Origin of the sequence: Klebsiella sp. CN_Kp097 (assembly GCF_040064495.1) — a bacterium.
GTDB lineage: Bacteria > Pseudomonadota > Gammaproteobacteria > Enterobacterales > Enterobacteriaceae > Klebsiella > Klebsiella aerogenes.
On sequence record NZ_JBEAIL010000023.1, the window covers coordinates 80,755 to 106,551 of the forward strand.

At 56.6% G+C, this 25,797-nt stretch carries 24 protein-coding genes; 15 read left to right on the forward strand and 9 right to left on the reverse strand.

What is annotated here, in order from left to right; genetic code table 11:
• Positions 1-2: 2 nt before the first annotated feature.
• The 12 genes from murD (at position 3) to mutT (ending at position 14,462) form a co-directional block, all read left to right on the forward strand.
• Positions 3-1,319 (forward strand): UDP-N-acetylmuramoyl-L-alanine--D-glutamate ligase, encoded by a 1,317-nt coding sequence (gene murD, locus ABLV07_RS19340; protein WP_015704401.1) that lies wholly within the window; start codon positions 3-5, stop codon positions 1,317-1,319.
• Complete coding sequence (gene ftsW / locus ABLV07_RS19345; RefSeq protein ID WP_015368247.1) at positions 1,319-2,593, forward strand: cell division protein FtsW; 1,275 nt, start codon at positions 1,319-1,321, stop codon at positions 2,591-2,593. Before murD ends, ftsW begins: the two co-directional genes overlap by 1 nt.
• Positions 2,590-3,660: an undecaprenyldiphospho-muramoylpentapeptide beta-N-acetylglucosaminyltransferase gene (gene murG / locus ABLV07_RS19350; RefSeq protein ID WP_015368246.1), complete on the forward strand. Its 1,071-nt coding sequence runs from the start codon at positions 2,590-2,592 to the stop codon at positions 3,658-3,660. The genes ftsW and murG overlap by 4 nt, the downstream gene beginning before the upstream one ends.
• A 47-nt stretch (positions 3,661-3,707) precedes the next feature.
• Positions 3,708-5,183, forward strand: coding sequence for a UDP-N-acetylmuramate--L-alanine ligase (gene murC / locus ABLV07_RS19355; RefSeq protein ID WP_020079611.1), 1,476 nt, complete (start codon positions 3,708-3,710; stop codon positions 5,181-5,183).
• Positions 5,176-6,096, forward strand: coding sequence for a D-alanine--D-alanine ligase (locus ABLV07_RS19360; RefSeq protein WP_045390016.1), 921 nt, complete (start codon positions 5,176-5,178; stop codon positions 6,094-6,096). Before murC ends, ABLV07_RS19360 begins: the two co-directional genes overlap by 8 nt.
• A 1-nt stretch (position 6,097) precedes the next feature.
• Complete coding sequence (ftsQ, locus tag ABLV07_RS19365) at positions 6,098-6,931, forward strand: cell division protein FtsQ (RefSeq protein WP_015368242.1); 834 nt, start codon at positions 6,098-6,100, stop codon at positions 6,929-6,931.
• On the forward strand, positions 6,928-8,190 hold the full coding sequence (gene ftsA, locus ABLV07_RS19370) for a cell division protein FtsA (RefSeq protein WP_002888625.1): 1,263 nt from the start codon (positions 6,928-6,930) through the stop codon (positions 8,188-8,190). Before ftsQ ends, ftsA begins: the two co-directional genes overlap by 4 nt.
• 62 nt (positions 8,191-8,252) lie before the next feature.
• Positions 8,253-9,404 carry a cell division protein FtsZ gene (ftsZ, locus tag ABLV07_RS19375; protein WP_004857884.1) on the forward strand — a complete coding sequence of 384 codons (1,152 nt, stop codon included), beginning with the start codon at positions 8,253-8,255 and terminating at the stop codon, positions 9,402-9,404.
• Between the two features lie 100 nt (positions 9,405-9,504).
• Complete coding sequence (gene lpxC / locus ABLV07_RS19380) at positions 9,505-10,422, forward strand: UDP-3-O-acyl-N-acetylglucosamine deacetylase (protein WP_015368241.1); 918 nt, start codon at positions 9,505-9,507, stop codon at positions 10,420-10,422.
• Positions 10,423-10,744: 322 nt separating this feature from the next.
• Positions 10,745-11,242 (forward strand): secA translation cis-regulator SecM, encoded by a 498-nt coding sequence (gene secM / locus ABLV07_RS19385; protein WP_015368240.1) that lies wholly within the window; start codon positions 10,745-10,747, stop codon positions 11,240-11,242.
• A 61-nt stretch (positions 11,243-11,303) separates the two neighbouring features.
• Positions 11,304-14,009, forward strand: coding sequence for a preprotein translocase subunit SecA (secA, locus tag ABLV07_RS19390; RefSeq protein ID WP_015368239.1), 2,706 nt, complete (start codon positions 11,304-11,306; stop codon positions 14,007-14,009).
• 60 nt (positions 14,010-14,069) lie between these two features.
• Positions 14,070-14,462: an 8-oxo-dGTP diphosphatase MutT gene (gene mutT / locus ABLV07_RS19395; protein ID WP_015368238.1), complete on the forward strand. Its 393-nt coding sequence runs from the start codon at positions 14,070-14,072 to the stop codon at positions 14,460-14,462.
• A gap of 67 nt (positions 14,463-14,529) precedes the next feature.
• On the opposite strand, the gene yacG is transcribed toward mutT, so the two are convergent.
• From yacG to coaE, 3 genes are read right to left on the reverse strand one after another with little or no spacing between them, the layout of a single operon-like run.
• Entirely contained in the window at positions 14,530-14,724 is a 195-nt protein-coding gene (gene yacG, locus ABLV07_RS19400; protein WP_015368237.1) for a DNA gyrase inhibitor YacG, read from the reverse strand.
• Between the two features lie 9 nt (positions 14,725-14,733).
• Positions 14,734-15,477, reverse strand: a complete 744-nt coding sequence (zapD, locus tag ABLV07_RS19405) for a cell division protein ZapD (RefSeq protein WP_015368236.1) — start codon at positions 15,475-15,477, stop codon at positions 14,734-14,736.
• On the reverse strand, positions 15,477-16,097 hold the full coding sequence (coaE, locus tag ABLV07_RS19410) for a dephospho-CoA kinase (protein WP_042894009.1): 621 nt from the start codon (positions 16,095-16,097) through the stop codon (positions 15,477-15,479). Before coaE ends, zapD begins: the two co-directional genes overlap by 1 nt.
• 337 nt (positions 16,098-16,434) lie before the next feature.
• On the opposite strand from coaE, the gene ABLV07_RS19415 reads away from it, so the two are divergent.
• Positions 16,435-17,478: a GMP reductase gene (locus ABLV07_RS19415; RefSeq protein ID WP_015368234.1), complete on the forward strand. Its 1,044-nt coding sequence runs from the start codon at positions 16,435-16,437 to the stop codon at positions 17,476-17,478.
• Between the two features lie 30 nt (positions 17,479-17,508).
• On the opposite strand, the gene hofC is transcribed toward ABLV07_RS19415, so the two are convergent.
• The 4 genes from hofC to nadC form a co-directional block, all read right to left on the reverse strand.
• Positions 17,509-18,714: a protein transport protein HofC gene (gene hofC / locus ABLV07_RS19420; protein ID WP_047041548.1), complete on the reverse strand. Its 1,206-nt coding sequence runs from the start codon at positions 18,712-18,714 to the stop codon at positions 17,509-17,511.
• Positions 18,704-20,089 (reverse strand): type II secretion system protein GspE, encoded by a 1,386-nt coding sequence (gene gspE / locus ABLV07_RS19425; protein ID WP_142689465.1) that lies wholly within the window; start codon positions 20,087-20,089, stop codon positions 18,704-18,706. The genes hofC and gspE overlap by 11 nt, the downstream gene beginning before the upstream one ends.
• A 10-nt stretch (positions 20,090-20,099) precedes the next feature.
• Positions 20,100-20,531 carry a prepilin peptidase-dependent pilin gene (gene ppdD, locus ABLV07_RS19430; protein WP_032706647.1) on the reverse strand — a complete coding sequence of 144 codons (432 nt, stop codon included), beginning with the start codon at positions 20,529-20,531 and terminating at the stop codon, positions 20,100-20,102.
• Positions 20,532-20,711: 180 nt separating this feature from the next.
• Positions 20,712-21,605 (reverse strand): carboxylating nicotinate-nucleotide diphosphorylase, encoded by an 894-nt coding sequence (nadC, locus tag ABLV07_RS19435; protein ID WP_015368230.1) that lies wholly within the window; start codon positions 21,603-21,605, stop codon positions 20,712-20,714.
• Positions 21,606-21,742: 137 nt separating this feature from the next.
• Between nadC and ampD the strand changes: the two genes are divergently transcribed.
• Together ampD and ampE are read left to right on the forward strand one after the other, a co-directional pair.
• Positions 21,743-22,306 carry a 1,6-anhydro-N-acetylmuramyl-L-alanine amidase AmpD gene (gene ampD, locus ABLV07_RS19440; protein ID WP_015704411.1) on the forward strand — a complete coding sequence of 188 codons (564 nt, stop codon included), beginning with the start codon at positions 21,743-21,745 and terminating at the stop codon, positions 22,304-22,306.
• A complete protein-coding gene (gene ampE, locus ABLV07_RS19445; protein WP_015368228.1) occupies positions 22,303-23,157 on the forward strand; it encodes a beta-lactamase regulator AmpE in 855 nt (284 codons plus the stop codon). The genes ampD and ampE overlap by 4 nt, the downstream gene beginning before the upstream one ends.
• Before the next feature lie 178 nt (positions 23,158-23,335).
• Here ampE and ABLV07_RS19450 read toward each other — a convergent pair whose 3' ends face one another.
• A complete protein-coding gene (locus ABLV07_RS19450) occupies positions 23,336-24,286 on the reverse strand; it encodes a family 43 glycosylhydrolase (RefSeq protein WP_015368227.1) in 951 nt (316 codons plus the stop codon).
• Entirely contained in the window at positions 24,286-25,692 is a 1,407-nt protein-coding gene (locus ABLV07_RS19455; RefSeq protein WP_348853708.1) for an MFS transporter, read from the reverse strand. Before ABLV07_RS19455 ends, ABLV07_RS19450 begins: the two co-directional genes overlap by 1 nt.
• Between the last annotated feature and the right edge of the window lie 105 nt (positions 25,693-25,797).

The following is a 25,797-nucleotide window of genomic DNA, read 5'->3' on the forward strand; positions in this document are numbered from 1 at the left end:
TCATGGCAGATTATCAGGGTAAAAAAGTCGTCATTATTGGGCTGGGTATGACCGGCCTGTCATGCGTGGACTTTTTCATGGCGCGCGGCGTAACCCCGCGCGTGATGGATACCCGCGTCGCCCCAGCCGGGCTTGATAAGCTGCCGGAAGCCGTTGAGCGCCACGTGGGCGGTCTTAACGACGATTGGCTGCTGGCGGCGGATCTGATTGTCGCAAGCCCCGGGATTGCCCTTGCGCACCCTTCACTGAGCGCTGCGGCCGACGCTGGCGTGGAAATCGTCGGCGATATCGAGCTGTTTTGCCGCGAGGCGCAGGCGCCGATTATCGCCATTACCGGCTCTAACGGAAAAAGCACCGTCACTACCCTGGTGGGCGAGATGGCGAAGGCGGCGGGCGTGAACGTCGGCGTTGGCGGCAATATCGGCCTGCCGGCGCTGATGTTGCTGGATCCGGCGCGCGAACTGTACGTGCTTGAACTTTCCAGCTTCCAGCTGGAGACGACCTCCAGCCTGAAAGCCGTCGCGGCAACCATCCTCAACGTGACTGAGGACCATATGGACCGCTATCCGCTGGGGCTGCAGCAGTATCGCGCGGCGAAACTGCGGGTCTATGAAAATGCTAAAACCTGCGTGGTGAATGCCGATGATGCGCTGACCATGCCGGTACGCGGCGCTGACGAACGCTGCGTCAGCTTCGGCGTCGATGTTGGCGACTATCACCTTAACCGCCAGCAGGGCGAAACCTGGCTGCGGGTGAAGGGTGAGAAAGTGCTGAACGTGAAGGAAATGACCATCAGCGGCCAGCACAACTACAGCAATGCCCTGGCGGCGCTGGCGCTGGCGGATGCCGCGGGCTTGCCGCGCGCCAGTAGCCTGAAGGCGCTGACCACCTTCACCGGCCTGGCGCACCGTTTCCAGCTGGCGCTGGAGCATAACGGCGTGCGTTGGATCAATGACTCCAAGGCGACCAACGTCGGCAGTACCGAGGCGGCGCTAAACGGCCTGCATCTCGACGGCACGCTGTATCTGCTGTTGGGCGGCGACGGTAAATCCGCCGACTTCACGCCGCTGAAACGCTATCTTGGCGGCGATAACGTTCGTCTGTACTGCTTCGGCCGCGACGGCGCTCAACTGGCGGCGCTGCGTCCGGAAATCGCGGTGCAAACCGAAACCATGGAACAGGCGATGCGGCAGATCGCTTCGCAGGTCAAATCAGGCGATATGGTCTTACTGTCGCCAGCCTGCGCGAGCCTGGACCAGTTTAAAAACTTTGAACAACGGGGTGATGTCTTTACCCGTCTGGCGAAGGAGTTAGGTTGATGCGTTTCTCTCTCCCACGCCTGAAAATGCCACAGCTGGGCCTGCCCCGGTTGAAGCTGCCGCGACTGCCGGGAATGTTTATTTTTGCCTGGCTGTTCGCCGCGCTGAAAGGTTGGGTGATGGGCTCGCGCCCGAAAGATAACGATAGCCTGGTCATGTATGACCGGATGCTGCTGTGGCTGACCTTCGGCCTGGCGGCGATCGGTTTTATCATGGTGACCTCGGCATCAATGCCGGTCGGACAGCGTCTGGCGAACGATCCGTTCCTGTTTGCTAAGCGTGATGGTCTGTACATTGTGCTGGCCTTCGCGCTGGCGATGATTACGCTCCGTCTGCCGATGGAGTTCTGGCAGCGCCACAGTACCGCGATGCTGATCGCCTCGATTGTGATGCTGCTGATCGTACTGGTGGTGGGGAGTTCGGTTAACGGCGCCTCGCGTTGGATCGCGCTCGGGCCGCTGCGTATTCAGCCGGCGGAGTTTACCAAGCTATCGCTGTTTTGCTACATCGCCAACTATCTGGTGCGTAAAGCGGATGAGGTGCGTAACAACCTGCGCGGCTTCTTAAAACCGATGGGCGTGATTTTCGTACTGGCGATTCTGCTGCTGGCGCAGCCTGACCTCGGTACGGTTGTCGTACTGTTCGTGACCACGCTGGCGATGTTGTTCCTGGCCGGCGCCAAGCTCTGGCAGTTTATCGCCATTATCGGCATGGGGATCTCGGCGGTGGTGCTGCTGATCCTCGCCGAACCGTATCGTATTCGCCGCGTCACTTCCTTCTGGAACCCGTGGGAAGACCCGTTTGGCAGCGGCTATCAGCTGACCCAATCGCTGATGGCCTTTGGTCGCGGCGAGATGTGGGGACAGGGCCTCGGCAACTCGGTGCAGAAACTGGAGTATTTACCGGAAGCGCACACCGACTTTATCTTCGCCATTATCGGCGAAGAACTCGGTTATATCGGTGTGGTACTCGCGCTTTTAATGGTATTCTTCGTCGCCTTTCGCGCCATGTCGATTGGTCGCAAAGCGCTGGAGATTGACCACCGCTTCTCCGGCTTCCTGGCCTGTGCAATCGGCGTGTGGTTTAGCTTCCAGGCGTTGGTTAACGTCGGGGCGGCGGCGGGGATGCTGCCGACCAAAGGTCTGACCCTGCCATTGATTAGTTATGGTGGTTCCAGTCTGCTGATTATGTCGACGGCCATTATGTTTTTATTGCGAATTGATTATGAAACGCGCCTCGAGAAAGCGCAGGCGTTTACACGGGGTGTTCGATGAGCGGTCAGGAAAAGCGGTTAATGGTGATGGCGGGCGGCACTGGCGGACACGTGTTCCCGGGGCTGGCGGTCGCGCACCATTTAATGGACCAGGGCTGGCAGGTTCGCTGGCTGGGCACCGCCGATCGTATGGAAGCGGATTTAGTGCCGAAACACGGCATTGATATCGATTTTATCCGCATCTCCGGCCTGCGTGGCAAAGGGCTAAAAGCGCAACTGTTAGCGCCGGTGCGGATCTTCAACGCCTGGCGGCAGGCGCGGGCGATCATGAAACGTTTCCAGCCGGATGTGGTGCTGGGCATGGGCGGTTATGTTTCCGGGCCTGGCGGCCTGGCGGCATGGTCGCTCGGGATCCCTGTGGTGCTGCATGAACAAAACGGCATTGCCGGCCTGACTAATAAATGGCTGGCAAAGATTGCGAAGAAAGTGATGCAGGCGTTTCCCGGCGCCTTCCCGCATGCAGATGTCGTCGGGAATCCGGTGCGTACTGACGTTCTCGCGCTACCGCTGCCGGGACAGCGTCTGGTGGGCCGGCAGGGGCCGATTCGCGTGCTGGTGGTTGGCGGCTCTCAGGGCGCGCGCGTGCTGAACCAGACTATGCCGCAGGTGGCCGCGAAGCTTGGCGATGCGGTGACTATCTGGCATCAGAGCGGGAAAGGCGGCATGGATACCGTGCGCCAGGCGTACGCCGCCGCCGGTCAGCCGCAGCATAAAGTGACTGAGTTTATTGATGATATGGCGGCAGCCTATGCCTGGGCCGATGTGGTTGTTTGTCGTTCCGGCGCGCTGACGGTCAGCGAAATCGCCGCCGCAGGTTTACCGGCATTGTTCGTCCCGTTCCAGCACAAAGATCGTCAGCAGTACTGGAATGCGCTGCCGCTGGAAAAAGCCGGCGCGGCGAAAATTCTCGAACAACCCGAGTTCACGGCGGATGCTGTGGCGGCCACCCTGGCCGGTTGGGATCGGGAAACCCTGATGGATATGGCGGAACGAGCGCGTGGCGCTTCGATTCCGGATGCTACCGAGCGGGTAGCGGAAGAGGTCAGCGCCGTAGCTTTGGCGCGCTAATCGCGGTGATTTTCACCGCCCGAATAAAGAAGTTGATGGCGTAAAGAATGAATACACAAGATTTGGCAAAACTGCGTTCCATAGTGCCCGAGATGCGTCGCGTCCGGCACATTCACTTTGTCGGCATCGGCGGTGCCGGTATGGGCGGTATTGCCGAAGTGTTGGCGAATGAAGGCTACCAGATTAGCGGCTCCGATCTCGCGCCGAATCCGGTGACTCAGCAATTGTCGCAGCTTGGCGCCACCATTTATTTCAACCATCGCCCGGAAAACGTGCGCGATGCCAGCGTTGTCGTGGTGTCCAGCGCGATCTCCGCGGATAACCCGGAAATCGTCGCCGCGCACGAAGCGCGCATTCCGGTGATCCGCCGCGCGGAAATGCTGGCGGAACTCATGCGTTTCCGTCACGGGATTGCGATTGCCGGTACTCACGGCAAAACCACCACCACCGCGATGGTATCCAGCATTTACGCCGAGGCCGGCCTCGATCCGACCTTCGTCAACGGCGGGCTGGTGAAGGCGGCGGGCGTGCATGCCCGTCTTGGCCATAGCCGCTATCTGATTGCGGAAGCGGATGAGAGCGATGCGTCGTTCCTGCATCTGCAGCCGATGGTCGCCATTGTGACCAACATTGAAGCTGACCATATGGATACCTATCATGGCGACTTCGAGAACCTGAAGCAGACCTTTATTAACTTCCTGCACAACCTGCCGTTCTACGGGCGCGCGGTGATGTGCGTGGATGACCCGGTGATTCGTGAACTGCTGCCGCGCGTCGGCCGCCAAATCACCACCTATGGTTTTAGCGATGACGCCGACGTACGCATTGAAGAGTATCGTCAGGTCGGCGCGCAGGGCCATTTCCGCCTGGTACGCCAGGACAAAGAGGTCATGCAGGTGACGCTGAACGCGCCGGGTCGCCACAATGCGCTTAACGCTGCCGCGGCCGTTGCCGTCGCGACGGAAGAGGGCATTGAAGACGAGGCGATTCTGCGCGCGCTGGAAAGTTTCCAGGGCACCGGCCGCCGCTTCGACTTCCTTGGCGAATATCCGCTGGCGGAAGTCAACGGCAAGAGCGGTAGCGCGATGCTAATCGACGATTACGGTCATCACCCGACGGAAGTCGACGCCACTATCAAAGCGGCGCGTGCCGGCTGGCCGGATAAAAATCTGGTGATGGTATTCCAGCCGCACCGTTATACCCGTACTCGCGATCTGTACGATGATTTCGCCAACGTGCTGACCCAGGTCGATGCGCTGCTGATGCTGGATGTGTATCCGGCGGGCGAAGCGCCGATCCCAGGCGCCGATAGCCGCTCGCTGTGCCGTACGATCCGCGGTCGCGGCAAAGTTGACCCGATTCTGGTTTCCGATCCGGCGCAGGCCGCGGAGATGCTGGCGTCGGTATTGACCGGCGACGATCTGGTGCTGGTGCAGGGCGCCGGCAACATAGGAAAAATCGCACGTCACCTGGCTGAAATCAAACTGGTACCGCAAAAAACGGAGGAGGACCGCCATGGCTGATAAAATCGCGGTTCTCTTCGGCGGAACCTCCGCTGAACGTGAAGTCTCGCTGAATTCAGGCGCGGCGGTGTTGGCCGGGCTGCGTGAAGGCGGGGTGGATGCCCACCCGGTCGATCCGCGCGACGTTGATATCACCCAGCTAAAAAACATGGGCTTTCAGAAAGCGTTTATTGCCCTGCACGGGCGCGGCGGCGAAGATGGCACGCTGCAAGGCCTTCTTGAGCTCATTCAACTGCCGTACACCGGTAGTGGCGTAATGGCTTCCGCCATTTCGATGGATAAACTGCGCAGCAAATTACTGTGGCAGGGGGCGGGATTACCGGTCGCGCCGTGGGTTGCATTGACCCGCGCCCAGTTCAACGCAGGACTTTCTGCTGGCGTTAGTGAGCAGATTGCGGCTCTGGGGCTGCCGGTTATCATCAAGCCGAGCCGCGAAGGGTCCAGCGTCGGCATGTCGAAAGTTAGCGAAAGTTGTGCAATGCAGGATGCATTGGCGCTGGCTTTTCAGCATGATGATGAAGTTCTGATTGAGAAATGGCTTAGTGGCCCGGAATTTACCGTCGCTATCGTCGGTGAAGAAATTTTACCGTCAATTCGTATCCAGGCGGCTGGAACCTTCTATGATTATGAGGCGAAGTATCTCTCTGATGAGACGCAATATTTCTGCCCTGGTTTTGAGGAACCTGCCCGCGAGACAGAAATCCAGAGCCTGGTGCTTAAAGCCTGGAATGTTCTGGGTTGCAAAGGATGGGGACGTATTGACGTGATGCTGGACAGCGATGGCCAGTTTTATCTGCTGGAAGCGAACACCTCACCGGGGATGACCAGCCATAGTCTGGTGCCGATGGCGGCCCGCCAGGCGGGGATGAGCTTCTCGCAGCTTGTTGTACGAATTCTGGACCTGGCGGGGTGATATGTCGCAGGCGGCGCTGAATACGCGGAACCAGGAAGAAGAATCGATTGCTTCTTCGCGTCGGAATAATGGAACCCGGCTGGCAGGGATCGTTTTCCTGCTGGCGGTGTTGTGTACCGTGTTGGTCAGCGGATGGATGGTTCTTGGTTGGATGGAAGATGCGCAGCGTCTGCCGTTGTCGAAAATGGTCGTCACCGGCGAACGTCACTACACGCGTAACGATGATATCCGTCAGGCTATTCTGGCGTTGGGCTCGCCGGGCACCTTTATGACTCAGGATGTCAACATCATCCAGAGCCAAATTGAGCGCCTGCCGTGGATTAAACAGGCGAGCGTAAGAAAACAATGGCCCGATGAATTGAAGATTCATCTGGTTGAATATGTGCCGATTGCGCGCTGGAATGATCAACATATGGTAGACGTCGAAGGAAATTCTTTCAGCGTGCCGGCGGATCGTACCAGCAAACAGAACTTACCGATGTTATACGGCCCGGAAGGCAGCGAAAATGAAGTGCTGCAGGGATACCGCGACATGGGACAGGTGCTGGCAAAGAATAAGTTCACGTTGAAAGTGGCGGCAATGACCGCGCGTCGCTCCTGGCAGTTGACGCTTAATAACGATATTAAGCTCAACCTTGGCCGCGGCGACACCATGAAACGGCTTCAGCGCTTTATGGAACTCTACCCGGTTCTTCAGCAGCAGGCACAGACCGACGGCAAACGGATAAGCTACGTTGATTTGCGCTATGACTCGGGTGCGGCGGTAGGTTGGGTACCTGCTCCCGTAGAGGAAAATAATCAACAACAGAATCAGGCACAGGCAGAACAACGATGATCAAGGCGACGGACAGAAAACTGGTAGTTGGACTGGAGATTGGCACCGCGAAGGTTGCCGCTTTAGTAGGGGAAGTTCTGCCCGACGGTATGATTAATATCATTGGCGTGGGCAGTTGCCCATCGCGCGGCATGGATAAAGGCGGGGTGAATGACCTCGAGTCGGTAGTGAAATGCGTACAGCGCGCTATCGACCAGGCTGAACTGATGGCCGATTGCCAGATCTCATCAGTGTATCTGGCGCTTTCAGGTAAGCATATTAGCTGTCAAAATGAGATTGGCATGGTGCCTATCTCCGAAGAAGAGGTGACGCAGGATGACGTGGAAAACGTCGTTCATACCGCGAAATCGGTACGCGTACGCGACGAACATCGCGTTCTGCACGTCATCCCGCAGGAATACGCCATCGACTACCAGGAAGGCATTAAAAATCCGGTAGGGTTATCCGGCGTGCGTATGCAGGCGAAGGTACATCTGATTACCTGCCATAACGATATGGCGAAAAACATTGTTAAAGCGGTTGAACGTTGTGGTCTGAAAGTTGACCAACTTATTTTCGCCGGTTTAGCGGCCAGTTATTCCGTATTAACGGAAGACGAACGTGAGCTGGGTGTCTGCGTCGTGGACATCGGCGGTGGTACAATGGATATCGCCGTGTATACCGGCGGCGCGCTGCGTCACACCAAAGTGATCCCTTACGCGGGCAACGTGGTGACCAGCGATATCGCCTATGCCTTCGGTACGCCGCCGAGCGACGCCGAAGCCATCAAGGTTCGTCACGGTTGCGCATTAGGTTCAATCGTCGGTAAAGACGAAAACGTGGAAGTACCGAGCGTGGGCGGACGTCCGCCGCGCAGCCTGCAGCGTCAGACGCTGGCAGAGGTGATTGAACCGCGTTATACCGAACTGCTCAATCTGGTTAACGAAGAAATCCTGCAGCTGCAGGAACAGCTCCGTCAGCAAGGGGTCAAACACCATCTGGCGGCGGGGATTGTATTAACCGGCGGCGCCGCGCAAATTGAAGGCCTGGCGGCCTGCGCGCAGCGCGTGTTCCATACGCAGGTGCGCATTGGCGCGCCTCTGAACATCACCGGTTTAACGGATTACGCTCAGGAGCCGTACTATTCGACGGCGGTTGGGCTGCTGCACTACGGAAAAGAGTCACATCTCAGTGGTGAAGCAGAAGTAGAAAAACGCGTGACGGCGTCAGTGGGCTCGTGGATTAAGCGACTCAACAGCTGGCTGCGAAAAGAGTTTTAATTTTTTAAGAGAACGCAGACAATTAGCGTTCTCAGGCGACAGGCACAAGACGGAGAGAAACTATGTTTGAACCTATGGAACTGACCAACGACGCGGTGATTAAAGTCATCGGCGTCGGTGGCGGCGGCGGTAATGCCGTTGAACACATGGTGCGCGAGCGCATTGAGGGTGTTGAATTCTTCGCGGTGAACACCGATGCGCAGGCGCTGCGTAAAACGGCTGTTGGCCAGACTATCCAGATCGGTAGCGGTATTACCAAAGGTCTGGGTGCAGGCGCGAACCCGGAAGTGGGCCGTAATGCGGCTGACGAAGACCGTGAAGCGCTGCGCGCTGCGCTTGATGGCGCGGACATGGTCTTTATCGCGGCGGGTATGGGCGGCGGTACCGGTACCGGTGCGGCGCCAGTGGTCGCGGAAGTGGCGAAGGATCTGGGTATCCTGACCGTTGCGGTCGTCACTAAGCCATTTAATTTCGAAGGCAAGAAGCGCATGGCGTTTGCTGAGCAGGGGATCACCGAGCTGTCCAAGCACGTTGACTCACTGATCACCATCCCGAACGACAAGCTGTTGAAAGTACTGGGCCGCGGTATCTCTCTGCTCGACGCTTTCGGCGCGGCAAACGACGTACTGAAAGGCGCGGTGCAGGGTATTGCCGAACTGATTACCCGTCCGGGTCTGATGAACGTCGACTTCGCGGACGTCCGTACCGTGATGTCGGAAATGGGCTACGCGATGATGGGCTCCGGCGTGGCGAGCGGTGAAGACCGTGCGGAAGAAGCGGCTGAAATGGCTATCTCTTCTCCGCTGCTGGAAGATATCGATCTGTCCGGCGCGCGCGGCGTTCTGGTCAACATCACCGCTGGCTTCGACCTGCGTCTGGATGAGTTCGAAACCGTTGGTAACACTATCCGCGCCTTTGCTTCGGATAACGCGACCGTGGTTATCGGTACCTCTCTGGACCCGGATATGAACGACGAGCTGCGCGTAACCGTTGTTGCCACCGGTATCGGTATGGACAAGCGTCCGGAAATTACCCTGGTGACCAACAAACAGGTACAGCAGCCGGTAATGGATCGCTACCAGCAGCACGGTATGGCTCCATTAACGCAAGAGCAGAAACCGGTGGCGAAAGTGGTGAACGACAATACGCCGCAAACCGCGAAAGAGCCGGATTATCTGGATATTCCAGCTTTCCTGCGTAAGCAAGCCGATTAAGAATTGGCTGGAAGTTGGGCATCTGCGCTCTTTGTGCTAAACTGCCCTGCCGAATGTATAGTACACTTCGGTTGGATAGGTAACTTGGCGAGATTATACGATGATCAAACAAAGGACTCTTAAACGTATTGTTCAGGCGACTGGTGTCGGTTTGCATACCGGCAAGAAAGTCACGCTGACTTTACGCCCTGCGCCGGCAAATACCGGGGTCATCTATCGTCGCACCGACTTGAATCCACCGGTTGATTTTCCGGCTGATGCCAAATCTGTGCGTGATACCATGCTCTGTACTTGCCTGGTGAACGAGCATGACGTGCGGATTTCTACAGTCGAGCACTTAAATGCCGCACTGGCTGGCCTGGGCATCGACAACATTATTGTTGAAGTCGATGCGCCGGAAATCCCGATTATGGACGGTAGCGCCGCTCCGTTCGTTTATCTGTTGCTGGATGCCGGCATCGATGAACTGAACAGCGCCAAGAAATTTGTGCGTATCAAAGAGACGGTTCGCGTTGAAGATGGCGACAAATGGGCTGAGTTTAAGCCGTATAATGGTTTTTCGTTGGACTTTACCATCGACTTTAACCATCCGGCGATCGACTCCAGCACCCAACGCTATGCGCTGAACTTCTCGGCCGATGCGTTCATGCGTCAGATTAGCCGTGCTCGTACTTTCGGTTTCATGCGTGATATCGAATATCTGCAGTCCCGTGGCCTGTGCCTGGGCGGCAGCTTCGATTGTGCCATCGTTGTTGACGATTATCGCGTACTGAACGAAGACGGTCTGCGCTTTGAAGATGAATTTGTTCGCCACAAAATGCTGGATGCGATCGGTGACCTGTTTATGTGTGGTCACAACATTATCGGCGCATTCACGGCGTTCAAATCCGGTCACGCGTTAAATAACAAACTGCTACAGGCTGTTCTGGCAAAACAGGAAGCCTGGGAGTATGTGACCTTCGAAGACGACGCAAAACTGCCGCTGGCATTCCGCGCACCGTCAATGGTTCTGGCGTAAGCCTGACCATTCAGTAAATTCGACTGGTAACCTGGTACTCTCTCCGTCCAGGGAACCAGTCGTTTTTCTTTTTAGCCTCCCTAAACCGCTTTTCACTGTGTTTCGCCGGCAATAATATGTGCGCGTTCGCTGCTTTATTAAGCGTTTTCCCGCAGCATTAGCGTTCATTCCTGCTGTCTCGGCGCGGTATTAATGTTAGTATTTGGGCGCAAAATTTTTCTCTGGGTTGCTTTATCCTGTCGATTTCAGGCTGTACTGCGAAGACCGCCAATAAAATGGACCGCCTGAAAGGACGCAGGAATACCAACTAAAGGTAAAGAAAGTGAGTGGATTGCTGACGCGTTGGCGACAGTTTGGCAGACGGTATTTTTGGCCGCATCTCCTGTTGGGGATGGTCGCGGCTAGCCTCGGCCTGCCTGCGCTTAACAACAGCCACGAAACCACTACGCCGGCGAAAGCCACGGCCAGCAACCATAATCCGAATAAAGTTAACTTCTCCCAGCTGGCGCTGCTGGAGGCCAATCGTCGGCCGAACTTTACCGTCGATTACTGGCATCAGCATGCGATTCGCACCGTCATTCGCCATCTGTCGTTTGCGATGGCGCCGCAGGCTTTGCCGGTGGCGGAAGAATCATCGCCGCTGCAGGCCCAGCATCTGGCCCTGCTCGATACGCTCAGCGCGCTGCTGACCCAGGACAGCAAACCGCCGGTGGTTATCCGCCAGGCGGCTTATATCCCTTCTTCTTACTCTGCCTTCCGCGTCAGCGCCTGGATAAGCCAGGTAGCGGGGATCCGCGCAGGGCCTCAACGTCTCAGCTGAAAATAAACACGGACCATCCTATTTTTTTGACTCCGCACCGCGGGGCGTTTGAGATTTTATTATGCTAATTAAAATGTTAACTAAAGTGTTCGGTAGCCGTAACGACCGTACGCTGCGTCGTATGCGCAAAGTCGTCAACATCATCAACGGTATGGAACCGGCGATGGAAAAGCTCTCTGATGACGAGCTGAAAGCCAAAACCGGAGAATTCCGCGCGCGTCTGGAGAAAGGTGAAAGCCTGGAAAGCCTGATCCCGGAAGCGTTTGCCGTGGTGCGTGAAGCGAGTAAACGCGTCTTCGGCATGCGCCACTTCGACGTGCAGCTGCTGGGCGGTATGGTACTGAACGACCGCTGCATCGCGGAAATGCGTACCGGTGAAGGTAAAACCCTGACCGCGACGTTACCGGCGTACCTTAACGCGCTGACCGGTAAAGGCGTTCACGTCGTTACCGTCAACGACTATCTGGCGCAGCGTGACGCCGAAAACAACCGTCCGCTGTTTGAATTCCTTGGTATGAGCGTGGGCATCAATATGTCCGGCCTGCCTGCGCCGGCGAAGCGTGAAGCCTACGCGGCCGACATCACTTACGGCACCAACAACGAATACGGCTTCGACTACCTGCGCGATAACATGGCGTTCAGCCCGGAAGAGCGCGTACAGCGTAAACTGCACTATGCGCTGGTGGATGAGGTGGACTCCATCCTGATCGACGAAGCGCGTACGCCGCTGATCATTTCCGGCCCGGCTGAAGACAGCTCCGAAATGTATCGCAAGGTAAACAAAATTATTCCGCACCTGATCCGCCAGGAAAAGGAAGACTCCGACACCTTTACCGGTGAAGGCCACTTCTCCGTAGATGAGAAAGCTCGCCAGGTTAACCTGACCGAACGCGGTCTGGTACTTATTGAAGAGCTGTTGGTGCAGGAAGGCATCATGGAGGAAGGCGAATCACTGTATTCTCCGACCAACATCATGCTGATGCACCATGTTACCGCCGCGCTGCGCGCCCACGCGCTGTTTACCCGCGACGTTGACTACATCGTGAAAGATGGCGAAGTCATCATCGTCGATGAACACACCGGCCGTACGATGCAGGGGCGTCGCTGGTCCGATGGCCTCCACCAGGCGGTAGAAGCCAAAGAAGGGGTGGAGATCCAGAATGAGAACCAGACTCTGGCATCCATCACCTTCCAGAACTACTTCCGCCTGTACGAGAAACTGGCGGGGATGACCGGTACCGCGGATACCGAAGCCTTTGAATTCAGCTCCATCTATAAACTGGATACCGTTGTCGTCCCGACTAACCGTCCGATGATCCGTAAGGATATGGCGGATCTGGTCTACATGACCGAAGCGGAAAAAATCCAGGCGATTATCGAGGATATTAAAGATCGTACCGCTGCCGGTCAGCCGGTGCTGGTCGGTACTATCTCAATCGAAAAATCTGAAGTGGTTTCCCGTGAACTGACGAAAGCCGGCATCAAGCACAACGTCCTGAACGCCAAGTTCCACGCCAGCGAAGCGGATATCGTCGCCCAGGCGGGTTATCCGGCTGCGGTTACCATCGCCACCAACATGGCGGGCCGTGGTACCGATATTATGCTCGGCGGTAGCTGGCAGGCAGAAGTCGCCGCGCTGGAAAATCCAACGCCGGAGCAGATTGAAAAAATCAAAGCTGACTGGCAGGTGCGCCACGATGCGGTCCTGGCCGCAGGCGGTCTGCACATCATCGGTACCGAGCGTCATGAATCCCGTCGTATCGATAACCAGCTGCGTGGCCGTGCTGGCCGTCAGGGTGATGCCGGTTCTTCCCGCTTCTATCTGTCGATGGAAGATGCTCTGATGCGTATCTTCGCCTCCGATCGCGTATCCGGCATGATGCGTAAACTGGGGATGAAGCCGGGCGAAGCTATCGAGCACCCGTGGGTGACCAAAGCGATTGCCAACGCCCAGCGTAAAGTGGAAAGCCGCAACTTCGACATTCGTAAACAGCTGCTGGAATATGATGACGTCGCCAACGATCAGCGTCGCGCTATCTATACCCAGCGTAACGAGCTGTTGGATATCTCCGACGTGAGCGAAACCATCAACAGCATCCGCGAAGACGTCTTCAAAGCCACTATTGATGCGCATATCCCGCCGCAGTCGCTGGAAGAGATGTGGGATATTGAAGGCCTGCAGGAACGTCTGAAAAACGACTTCGACCTTGAGCTGCCAATCAAAGAGTGGCTGGATAAAGAGCCGGAGCTGCACGAAGAGACCCTGCGTGAACGTATTCTGCAGAGCGCGGTAGAAACCTACCAGCGTAAAGAAGAAGTGGTCGGCGCCGAAATGATGCGTCACTTCGAGAAAGGCGTCATGCTGCAAACGCTGGATTCCTTGTGGAAAGAGCACCTGGCGGCGATGGACTACCTGCGCCAGGGTATCCATCTGCGCGGCTACGCGCAGAAAGATCCGAAGCAGGAGTACAAGCGCGAATCCTTCTCGATGTTTGCCGCTATGCTCGAATCGCTGAAGTATGAAGTTATCAGCACGCTGAGCAAGGTACAGGTGCGGATGCCGGAAGAAGTCGAAGAGATGGAACAGCAACGTCGCGAAGAGGCAGAGCGTCTCGCGCAGATGCAGCAGCTGAGCCATCAGGATGACGATACACTGGCTGCCGCCTCGCTGGCTGAACAGACCGGCGACCGTAAAGTCGGGCGTAACGATCCGTGCCCGTGCGGTTCCGGTAAAAAATACAAACAGTGCCACGGCCGTCTGAGCTAAGGGCTGATAAAAAGAAAACCAGGGCGCAGATTTCTGCGCCTTTTTTATGGAGCTGTTTCAATGAAAAAACTGCAAATCGCCGTCGGGATAATTCGCAATCCGCAAGGCGAAATTTTTATTACCCAGCGTGCTGCAGACGCGCATATGGCCAATAAACTGGAATTCCCCGGCGGCAAAATAGAATCAGGTGAGACGCCGGAACAGGCGCTGGTACGTGAACTGCAGGAAGAGGTCGGGATTACGGTGACGACGTCCACGTTGTTCGACAAACTGGAGTATCAATTCCCGGATCGCCATATCACGCTATGGTTCTTCCTGGTGGAAAACTGGCAAGGCGAGCCGTGGGGCAAAGAAGGACAACCGGGGCAGTGGATGGCGCAGCAGGCGTTGGATCCGCAGGCATTTCCGCCGGCGAACGAGCCGATAATTAATAAACTTATTACGCTTGCCTGAGCGCCGGGCAACCCGGCGCAGGCCTGAAACGCTAATCCGGAACGTCCCGGATTAGCGATAGGAAAGGTTACTGCTGCGGCTCGCTCCAGTCATCGCTGTCGGATAAGTCGCCGGAACTGGGGATACGTTTCTCTTCCGCCGCCCACTCGCCAAGATCGATCAGCTGGCAGCGCTTCGAGCAAAACGGGCGAAACGGGCTTTGCTCGCTCCAGACGACGTTTTTACCGCAGGTTGGGCAGTTAACGATAGTCTCTTCTGACATAGTGTCTCCTTAGCAACAAGCCAGTTCAAAATCAAAGCGTTCCGGCACGATACCATGCTCGCTGTCCAGCGGCAGGAAGCGGATGGCGAAGCGGCTTTTATGGCCGGAAATTTGCGGGTATAGCTGGCTTGCGAGATCCAGGCGCAGGCGCAGCAGATCGGCATCGTCGCCATTATCCTGATAAAAGCCATTGAGGCTGGTCTGCTTACGGAAAGGCGCGGAGTTACGAATCAAATCAAGGATCAGCTCCAGCGACTGCATCAGCGGCGTCAGGCTCGCTAACCATTTTGCCACCTGCTCATCGCGATACTCTTGCGGCATATGCAGCCAGATATGCAGAGTTGGCAAATCAAAGCCGCAACAGCCGCCAGGGATGCTCAGACGCTGGCGCACCAGGCCAATCAGCCGATCTTCACGAAGAAACTGGCCAATACGCGGAGCGGAGATCAAGGTGCTGCCGGACAGTTTGAGCTGCTGACGTAGGGCTTCAATACGCTGCTGATCGACGCCGGGCACTTCGGCCCAGGTTTGTAATTTCCGCTGTTGTCGCTCCAGCTCTTTCAGCAAATCGGTACGCACTTCGCCACGTTCCAGCACGTCCAGTAGATCGCCGGTATTGCGGAAAAAATGGAGAGCGTCCGCGTAGCTGGCAATGGCCGGGCGGGAAGAGAGCTGCTGAAATAAAAATTCAATGCGCAGCCAGGTGCGCATTTTCTCATTGAGCGGATGTTCGAAGAGAACAGGGGTATGCATTACGGTTTTTCCTGTGAGGCGGCCTGCGATGCCAGCATTAAATACTTATCGTGCAGGCGGGCGACGTGGGATGCGACGGCATCCGCGGAGCCCATGTTTTCAATAACATCATCCGCTGCGGCAAGACGCTGTTCGCGCGTCGCCTGGGCGGCAAGAATATGTTCAGCGTGTTCACGACTGACCCCATCGCGGCGTATGGTGCGCTCGATTTGCGTCTCTTTTGGCACATCGACAACCAGTATGCGATCGGCTTTATCGGTCAGGCGGTTTTCGACCAGCAAGGGTACGACCCAGAGGAGATAAGGTGAGGTTGAGGCCTGCATCTGACGGCGCGTTTCTTGCTGAATCAGCGGATGCAGCAGCGCGTTAAGCCAGGCCTTGTCCTCGCTATGAGCAAAAATGCGTTCGCGTAAGCGGCGGCGATTCAGACTGCCATCGTCGTTGATCATCTGTGGACCAAACCTTTCAGCGATAGCAAGCAGGGCGGGAGTACCGGGCTCTACAACCTGACGCGCAATAATATCGGCGTCGATGACGGTTACGCCCAGGTGAGCAAATTCGTCGGCGACGGTACTTTTACCGCTACCGATGCCGCCTGTTAACGCTACCGTATACCCCATACACTTCAATCCCGATGTCACATTATTGTTCAAAACCCTGGCGATTCACCGCGCCATTCAGACCCAGAGGATAGCTTAATCAAGATTTTGTTAAATCGAAAAAGTATCCATAATGTGAATTGTGATTCACTTTATATATAAAAAACAATTGGTTAAAAATGACGCAATGGTAAGGAAAGCACACGAACGTGTTTTTCGCTATTCACCAGGTAAATTTTAACGATTGTAGCGTAAAAAAAGTGAAAATCGCAGTCTTGCGCGGCTATGATTCGTGCGTATGATAGCGTCACTGGAGTTGTGCTCTCACATTAATGCAATTAACCCCAGGAATTCGCACATGCGTATTGAAGAAGATCTGAAGCTAGGTTTTAAAGACGTTCTTATCCGCCCGAAACGCTCTACCCTCAAAAGCCGTTCTGATGTTCAACTGGAACGTGAATTCACCTTTAAGCATTCAGGCCAGACCTGGTCCGGCGTACCGATTATCGCTGCTAACATGGATACCGTCGGTACCTTCAGCATGGCGAAAGCCTTGTCCGCTTTTGGAATTCTGACCGCCGTGCACAAACACTACAGCGTTGAAGAATGGCAGGCGTTTGTGCAGAGCGAGTCCGCAGAAGTGCTGCAGCATGTGATGGTTTCCACCGGTACCTCTGACGCGGACTTTGAAAAAACTCAGCAGATCCTGACCCAGAATCCACAGCTGAACTTCGTCTGCATAGACGTGGCTAACGGCTACTCTGAACACTTCGTTCAGTTTGTGGCGAAAGCGCGCGCCGCCTGGCCACAAAAAACCATTATCGCCGGCAACGTGGTGACCGGTGAAATGTGTGAAGAACTGATTCTCTCCGGCGCTGATATCGTTAAAGTGGGCATTGGCCCTGGCTCCGTCTGTACTACCCGCGTGAAAACCGGCGTTGGCTACCCGCAGCTGTCTGCGGTGATTGAATGTGCCGATGCCGCGCACGGTCTCGGCGGCCAGATCATCAGCGACGGCGGCTGCACCATGCCGGGTGATGTTGCGAAAGCTTTTGGCGGCGGTGCCGATTTTGTCATGCTCGGCGGGATGCTGGCGGGTCACGAAGAGAGCGGCGGTACCGTGGTTGAAGAGAACGGTGAAAAATTCATGCTGTTTTACGGTATGAGCTCTGAATCGGCGATGACTCGCCACGTCGGCGGCGTCGCGAAATATCGTGCCGCGGAAGGTAAAACCGTTAAGTTGCCGCTGCGCGGCCCGGTTGATAATACCGCGCGTGATATCCTCGGCGGCCTGCGTTCAGCATGCACCTATGTTGGCGCTTCCCGCCTGAAAGAGCTGACCAAACGTACAACCTTTATCCGCGTACAAGAACAAGAGAACCGCGTGTTCAACAGCCTGTAATGACGATGGCTGGCGCTCTGGCGCCAGCCATTAACTCCCCATTGTGCCCAGCGCGTCCCCCAGATGAAAAACAGGTAGGTACATCGCTATCACCAGCACACCGACGATCGTTCCGGTCACCACCAGCAGTATTGGCTCCAGCAGCGTCGCCAGATTATCCACCTGCTGATGAGTTTGCTCGCTATGATGGCGCGCCAGGTTATCGAGCATCGTATCCAGCGCTCCAGAAGCCTCGCCGGTACGAATGAGCTGCAGGCACAGCGAGGTAAATCCGCCACAATTCGTCAGCGCCTGCCAGATTGGTTGGCCATGGATAATCTCTGCGCGCGCCTGTGCAATCCGCTGCCGCCATAGCGGGCAGCCCAAGGTTTCCTCGACGCTCTCCAGCCCCTGGACAAAGCTTATACCCGCGCTTTGGGTCAGTGAAAGAATGGTAAATATCTGGCTCAGTTGCTGACCGTTGATCAGCCGACCCGCTATTGGAATCGCGTGAAATAATCTTTGCCTTAACAGCAGCCAGCGTGGCCGACGCCGGGCTAGCCGGTTGAGAAAAAGTAGAATAGCAAAAAGAGGCGGCAGCAAGGGCCAGTAGCGGGCTAACGCGTCGCCAAGGTGAATGACCATTTGCGTCAGCAAGGGGAGCGGCGTGTTGAAGGTCCGATAGATGGCGGTAAATTCAGGCAGAACGAAAAACAGCATCGCCACGACCAGCGCCAGCGCTAATGTCAGGATAACGATCGGATAGCGCAGCGCCTTCTTTACCTTTTCTGTCAGACGCTGTTGTTCTTGCTGCTGTTGCGCGAGTTGAAAGCAGCAGCGTTCCAGCTTACCGGTGAGCTCGCCGGTGCGGATCATCGCCAGATAGAGCGGAGGGAAGACCTGCGGCCATTGCGCCAGGCCGCTGGAGAGAGAAACGCCATTTGCCAGTTCCTGCGCCAGCACTCGTAGCAACGCCTGCCACTGTTTGTGCGGCTGTTGTTGGGCCAGCAGCTCCAGCCCTTCAGCCAGCGGTAAACCAGCCTGCAGCAGCGTGGCAAGCTGGCGGATAACCTCACCGCTGTAGCGCGGGCGCCACAGCGAATTCTGTACCGTTTTACGCCGTAGCGCCAGCGGCAGGATCCGCTGCTGTTCCAGTGATGCCAGCGCCTGCCCACGCGTTTCTTGCCACAGGGCGCCCTCGCACATCATTCCTTGCTTATTCATCCCCCGCCACTGCCAAAGCTGCTTAGTCGCCATGTGGGATCCCCAGAACGCGCACGACTTCTTCCAGGCTGGTCAACCCGCGCTCCACCGCTTCACAGCCGCTTTCAAACAGTGTCATCATGCCGGCTTCGCGGGCCAGCGTTTCGATTTCCGCCGCGCTGAGATCGCGATTAATGGCCTGACGCAGCGCGCTATCCACCGGCAGCAGTTCGAATAAGGCCAGGCGGCCGTAGTAACCGTGGTAGCACTGTGGGCAGCCAACCGCCAGCCAGCCGGGTAATGGGCGTGGCCAAAGACTGTGCGGCACCTCGGTAGGGCGGCCGCCATCGCGCCGGCAGTGGGGACACAGTTTTCGCACCAGCCGCTGGGCGACTACCAGCGATAGCGCCGAGGAGATCATCCAGCGCGCTACGCCCATTTGTTGCAGGCGAATTAACGTTTCGCTGGTGGAGTTAGTATGCAATGTAGAGAGCACCAGATGCCCGGTTTGTGCGGCTTTAATGGCGATTTCCGCGGTTTCGGCATCGCGAATTTCTCCGACCATGACGATATCCGGATCCTGACGCAGCAGCGCCCGCAGGACGCTCTGGAAGGTAAGCCCGGATCGCGGGTTGATCTGCGTTTGGTTGAGCCCGGTAAGCGGGATCTCCAGCGGATCTTCCACGCTGCAGATATTGACCTCTTCGCGGTTTCGCGCCTGCAGCGCGCTGTACAGGGTGACGGTTTTACCACTCCCCGTAGGCCCGGTAACCAGTAGCAACCCCTGCGGCTGGTTCAATGCGGCGCGGAAAAAAGCCAGCTGACGAGAGGAGAGCCCCAGAGCTTCCAGATCCAGCGCCTGCTCCACCTGGTGTAATAAACGCAGGACGATTTTCTCCCCGCCGCGGCAGGGGAGGGTTGCGATGCGAAAGGAGACCGTGCGCCCGGTAAGCGTCAGAGTGAACTGTCCATCCTGCGGTAGACGATGCTCGGCAATATCGAGGTTGCCCAGCACCTTAAGCCGTGCGGCTATTGGCGCAGCCAGCGCGGCCTCAAGTAACGGTAGGGCATGCAACACGCCATCGACACGCAGGCGTATCCGCAGCTGATTTTCCGCCGGCTCAATATGGATATCAGAGGCTCGCTGGCGCAGCGCCTGCTCCAGAATTTGATTCAGTAGATCGGTTACGCCCTGGGGGTTACCCGTGGCGGAGTCTGCTGCTGACCGCGGTGCCTCATGCTGATGCTTATCCATCCGCTCCTGGCTCCAGCATTCAATATCGATGCGCTTTTGGGTAGCGAAGCGCAGCGCTTCCATCAGTTCTGGCGACGGCGTATCCACAACGGCGATAACAATGGTCTGCTCGTCGCTCTTCAACAACAGTGCGTGATGGCGCTGACAGAGTGAGAGTAGCTGTTCGGTTTTCATGGCTGTCACCTCAGTTAAAGCGGAAGACATCTTCGCAGGCCTGCTTTAACGCGCTGTCATCGCTGATGGCGCAGACGCGCTGCCAACCGGTGATACCGTTGGCGTTATCCCAGGAAGGGGTCAGGGTGACGGCCAGCCCGTTCAGACTCTCCTGCCCGGTCAGCGTGACCACGCCCTGGGCGACGCTCATCGCTGATACATAGCGGGTAGTCGACGGTGAAGGGATTCCGTTACTGCCGCCATCGCAGCTGGTTAGTCCGCCGTGGTCCAAGGCGCACAGCTCTATTGCCGTGCGGTAGGGCACAAAGGTTTGCAGCATATCGGTGAGGGCGGCTTTGCGTAGGTAGTTTTGGTAGGCAGGGATGCCGATGGCGCTGAGGATGGCGATAATGCCGATAACCACCATTAATTCGATCAGGGTAAAACCACGTTGCTTATCCATAAGTCACTCCTTGTTGGTTGTGGGGTGACTTTGGCGCGATTACGTCGCGGCGGCGAGGAGGAAAAATACGCTTAGGATGCAGGCATCCAGCTTTTCGGTAGCATTTTCAAAGATGCGCGGGAAGCGTGCGAGGCGTCTCGCAAAAATATCCCCGATACCCGGTGGATATCGGGGAGAGAATTAACGAAAACGCATGGACAGGTCGAGGGCCCGTACGTGCTTGGTGAGTGCGCCGACGGAAATATAGTCAACGCCGGTTTCCGCGAATTCGCGAATGGTATCGAAGGTAACGTTGCCGGAGACTTCCAGCGCCGCCTGGCCGTTGGTACGTTTCACCGCCTCACGCATCAGGTCGGTGGTGAAATTGTCGAGCATGATGATATCAGCGCCGGCTTTTAACGCTTCATCCAGCTCATCCAGCGTTTCGACTTCGACTTCCACCGGTACGTCCGGGTGCAGCCAGAAGGCTTTTTCCACCGCCTGACGTACCGAACCAGAGGCGATGATATGGTTTTCTTTGATCAGGAAAGCGTCGAAGAGGCCCAGACGGTGGTTCGCGCCGCCGCCGCACAGCACCGCATACTTCAACGCGGTGCGCAGGCCTGGTAACGTTTTACGCGTATCAAGCAGTTGCGTTTTGGTGCCTTTGAGCAGGTCGACGTAGCGGCGTACTTCGCTTGCTACCCCGGAGAGGGTCTGCACGAAATTCAGCGCGGTGCGTTCGCCGGTCAGCAGCACCCGCGACGGCCCGTCCAGTTCGAACAGCGGCTGATCGGCTTTTACCGTATCGCCGTCAGCCACGTGCCAGGTGATGCTGACATCGTCGCCGGCAAGCTGAATGAAAACTTCTTCTACCCAACGCTTACCGCAGAATACCCCATCTTCGCGGGTGATAACGACGGCGTGAGAGCGCGCGTCCGATGGCAGTAATTGCGCGCTAATATCGTTGTTAGCGTCAACTTCGCCGCCCAGATCTTCGCGTAGTGATTGCGCGACGGCGTCGGTAATATCGAGATTAATACGTTCCAGCAGCGCGTCACGGCGGCGGTCGGGGCTGTAGCGACGAGGCGTCATGATAAAGCTCCAGATAGATAAGATTCAGAAGTGGGAAACATGCTAACCTGAACCACGTTTCTGTACCACACATACCCAATGGATTTCGCGTCGCCTGTGGGGCCGCCGGGATCCACGTTTGCGAAAGGAGATTCCCCATGCAGTTGAATGGCGGATGGCTGGTGGGCGCGCGTCGGGTGCCTTCGCCGCATCACGATTGCCGCCCGGACGATGAAAACCCTTCTTTACTGGTGGTACATAATATCAGCCTGCCGCCGGGGGAGTTTGGCGGCCCGTGGATTGACGCGCTATTTACCGGTACATTGGATGCCGACGCGCATCCTTACTTCGCCGGGATTGCTCATCTGCGCGTTTCGGCGCATTGTCTGATTCGCCGCGATGGCGAGATAGTCCAGTATGTACCCTTTGATAAGCGCGCATGGCATGCGGGCGTCTCCAGCTATCACGGCCGCGAGCGCTGCAATGATTTTTCGATCGGCATTGAGCTGGAAGGGACGGATACTCAGGCTTACACCGAGGCGCAGTACCAGCAGTTAGTGGTGATTACCCAGGCGCTTATCCAGCGTTATCCTGGTATTGCTGATAATATTACCGGCCATTGCGATATCGCGCCGATACGTAAAACGGATCCCGGCCCGGCCTTTGATTGGGCAAAATACCGCGGTATGTTGGCCGCATCGTCACATAAGGAGATACCATGACGTTGTTTACTACGCTGCTGGTTCTCATCGCCGAGCGTCTGTTCAAGCTTGGTGAGCACTGGCAGCTCGATCATCGCCTGGAGGTACTGTTCCGCCGCGTGAAGCATTTCTCGCTGTTCGGCACCGTGCTGATGACCGTCGTCGCGGTGGCGGTGGTATACGTTATTCAACGCCTGCTACAGGGACAGCTATTTAACGTACCGCTGCTGGTGTTCTGGATTTTGCTCGGCCTGCTGTGTATCGGTGCGGGCAAGGTGCGCCTGCATTATCATGCCTATCTGAAGGCGGCGGCGAACAACGATAGCCACGCCTGCGATTCTATGGCCAGCGAGCTAACGCTTATTCACGGCGTGCCGCCGGGCTGCGATCGTCAGGAGTATCTTCGCGAGCTGCAAAACGCACTGCTATGGATCAACTATCGCTACTATCTCGCGCCGCTGTTCTGGCTGGTGGTCGGCGGCCCGTGGGGGCTGTTGACGCTAACCGCTTATAGCGTCCTGCGCGCCTGGCAGACCTGGCTTGCGCGCTATCAGACGCCGCGCCATCGTTTACAGTCCGGCATTGACGGTATTCTGCATATTGTCGATTGGGTGCCGGTGCGCCTGGTTGGCGTGGTATACGCGCTGCTGGGGCACGGCGAAAAAGCGCTGCCGGCGTGGTTTGCCTCGCTAGGCGATCGTCACTCTTCACAGTATCAGGTATTAACTCGTCTGGCCCAGTTCTCATTGGCCCGCGAGCCGCACGTCGATGCGGTTGAGACACCAAAAGCGGCGGTTTCCATGGCGAAGAAAACCTCGCTGGTGGTGGTGGTGATTATGGCGCTGCTGACCATCTACGGAACGTTGATTTAACGGCCCGAAGCCTGGCGCTGCTAGGCTTGGCGCACTCATGTCGCCGGATGGCGCTGCGCTTATCCGGCCTACGCTCCGCGGCCCGGTAAGCGCAGAAGCGGTAGCCCTGCTAAGCGCAGCGCAAGCAGGGAAAATCCCAGTGGTGGTATTGGATCCCGGACGGCTCGCTGTTCACTCGCTACAGCGTATCAGCAGGCGGGATGCCGAAGTCGGGCATCCCGTTTTCTTGCCAGCGCACTAACTTCAGCCGGGTGTGACGGTTAGGATCGTACAGCGGGTCGCCTTCGATTTCGGTGTAGTTGCGCGCGTGGTACACCAGCACATCTTCCCCCTCCGGCGTTTGCGTAAAGCTATTGTGGCCGGGACCATACTGGCGGTTTTCGTAGCTGGTGCGAAATACCGGCTGCGGGGATTTGTGCCAGTTAGCCGGCTGTAGCGGATCGGCCTGAATATCTATCCATAATAATCCCATGCAGTAGTTTTCATCGGTCGCGCTGGCGGAATAGCTGATAAACAGCTTATCGCCGTGTACCAGCACCGCAGGCCCCTCATTGACCATAAATCCCCGGCATTCCCAGGCGAACTCCGGCTTGCTCAGCATGATCGGCGTGCCTTTTAGCGTCCACGGGTTTTCCAGCTCCGCCAGATAGAGATTGGTATTGCCGGCGATCTGCGGGTCTTTCTGCGCCCATAAATACCAGCGTTTCCCTTGATGGCAGAAAGTGGTGGCATCGAGGGCGAAGGTATCGAAGGGGGTGATAATTTGCCCTTTTTCCTGCCAGCGGCCGCTGAGCGGATCGCTGTCGGTACACTCAAGGGCGAACATCCGGTGCTGGAACATCCCCTGGGCGTCGAGGTCATGGGTCGGGGCGGCGGCGAAATAGATATACCACTTGCCGTCGATGTAGTGGAGCTCCGGTGCCCAGATCAGCTGGCTCATCGGACCGCTTTGCGGCTTGCGCCAGACGGTCACCGGCTCGGCTTCACGCAGGCCTTCCAGCGTGGCGGCGCGGCGAATCTCCAGCCGATCGTATTCCGGCACGGAGGCAATAAAATAGTAGCTGTCGTGATGGCGCAGGATAAAAGGGTCCGCGCGTTGTTCAATAAAGGGATTCGGCCAGTTGTTCATCAGGCTTTCCTTACGTGTTCACTGGTTTTCAATTCCTGGAGTTCATTCAGTTCGCTGTAGTTACTGCGGCGTTTTTCCAGATCGCTCTGGATTTGGCGCATCAGATCACGGTCAACTTTCAACAGGCGTACGACGCCTGCGGTAATCAGGTAGCCAACGCCGGGGATCACTGAGAACAGCAGTACGATACCGTTTAGCGCCGAGGTGCTTTGCTGCTTCGCGCCGGCATCGTAGCCGTACCACGACAGCAGGAAACCCACCATGGCCCCGGCGACCGCCAGCCCCACTTTCAGGAAGAACAGGTTACCGGAGAAGCTGATGCCGGTGATCCGTTTACCGGTTTTCCACTCGCCGTAGTCATCAACGTCGGACATCAGCGACCAGTGCAGCGGCGACGGGATTTGATGCAGGATATTGAGCAGGAAGTAGAGCACCAGAATCAGCGTTGTGGCATGCGGATTAAAGAAGTAGAACGCACAGGAGAAGACTGCCAGTACAATGTTGGTCCAGAAAAAGACCTGCAGTTTACACCAGCGGTCGGTCAGCACTTTCGCCAGCATGCTGCCGATCATCATGCCGACCACGCCAAGGCTGATAAACAGAGTGGCGAAGTGGGTGCTTTGCCCCATCACCCAGGTGACGTAGTACATGGTGGCGGCCATGCGGATAAAGCCGGGGCAAACGTTACATAGGGTTAAGAGCAAAATGCGAACCCACTGGTCGTTTTTCCACACGTCTTTGAGGTCTTTTTTCAGCTCGTCGTTGGTTTGTACCGCAGGACGTATGCGCTCGCGTACGGTGGCGAAGCAGAACAAAAACATACACATGCCGATGAACGCCAATACGGTCATCGCCATTTGATAACCTTTCGCTTTATCGGCGCCGCCGAACCACTCCGCCATAGGCAGCAGAGTCAACGAGAGCAGAAGCGTCGCGATACCGACCAGCACAAAGCGGTATGACTGGCAGGCGACACGTTCTTGCGGGTCGGATGTCATCACCGTCCCCAAAGAGCAGTAGGGGATGTTAATCGCGGTATAGGTTATCGACAGCAGGAAGTAGGTGACGAAGGCATAGATAACCTTGCTGTTGTAGGTCCATTCCGGGGTGGTGAACATCAGCACGCTGAACAGGGCGTAGGGGAAGGCCATCCACAGCAGCCATGGGCGAAAGCGGCCATATTTACTGCGGGTGCGGTCGGCCATCGCCCCCATGATCGGGTCGGTGACGGCATCGATGACGCGCACCGAAAGCAGCAGCACCCCAACCAGCGCCGGCGCAAGACCAAAAATATCCGTATAAAAATAGTTAACGAACAACATGATGGCGCCAAAGATAATGTTACATCCGGCATCGCCCATCCCGTAGCCAATCTTTTCTTTCAGCGAAAGTGTATTGCCTGTCATCCTGGAACTCTCCATTGCAGTCTGGAGAGAATTATTGGTCTTAGCGTCGGGAATTACGTTGCAGTAATCCGTCATCGATATGGATAAAACTGTTACAGGAAGGAA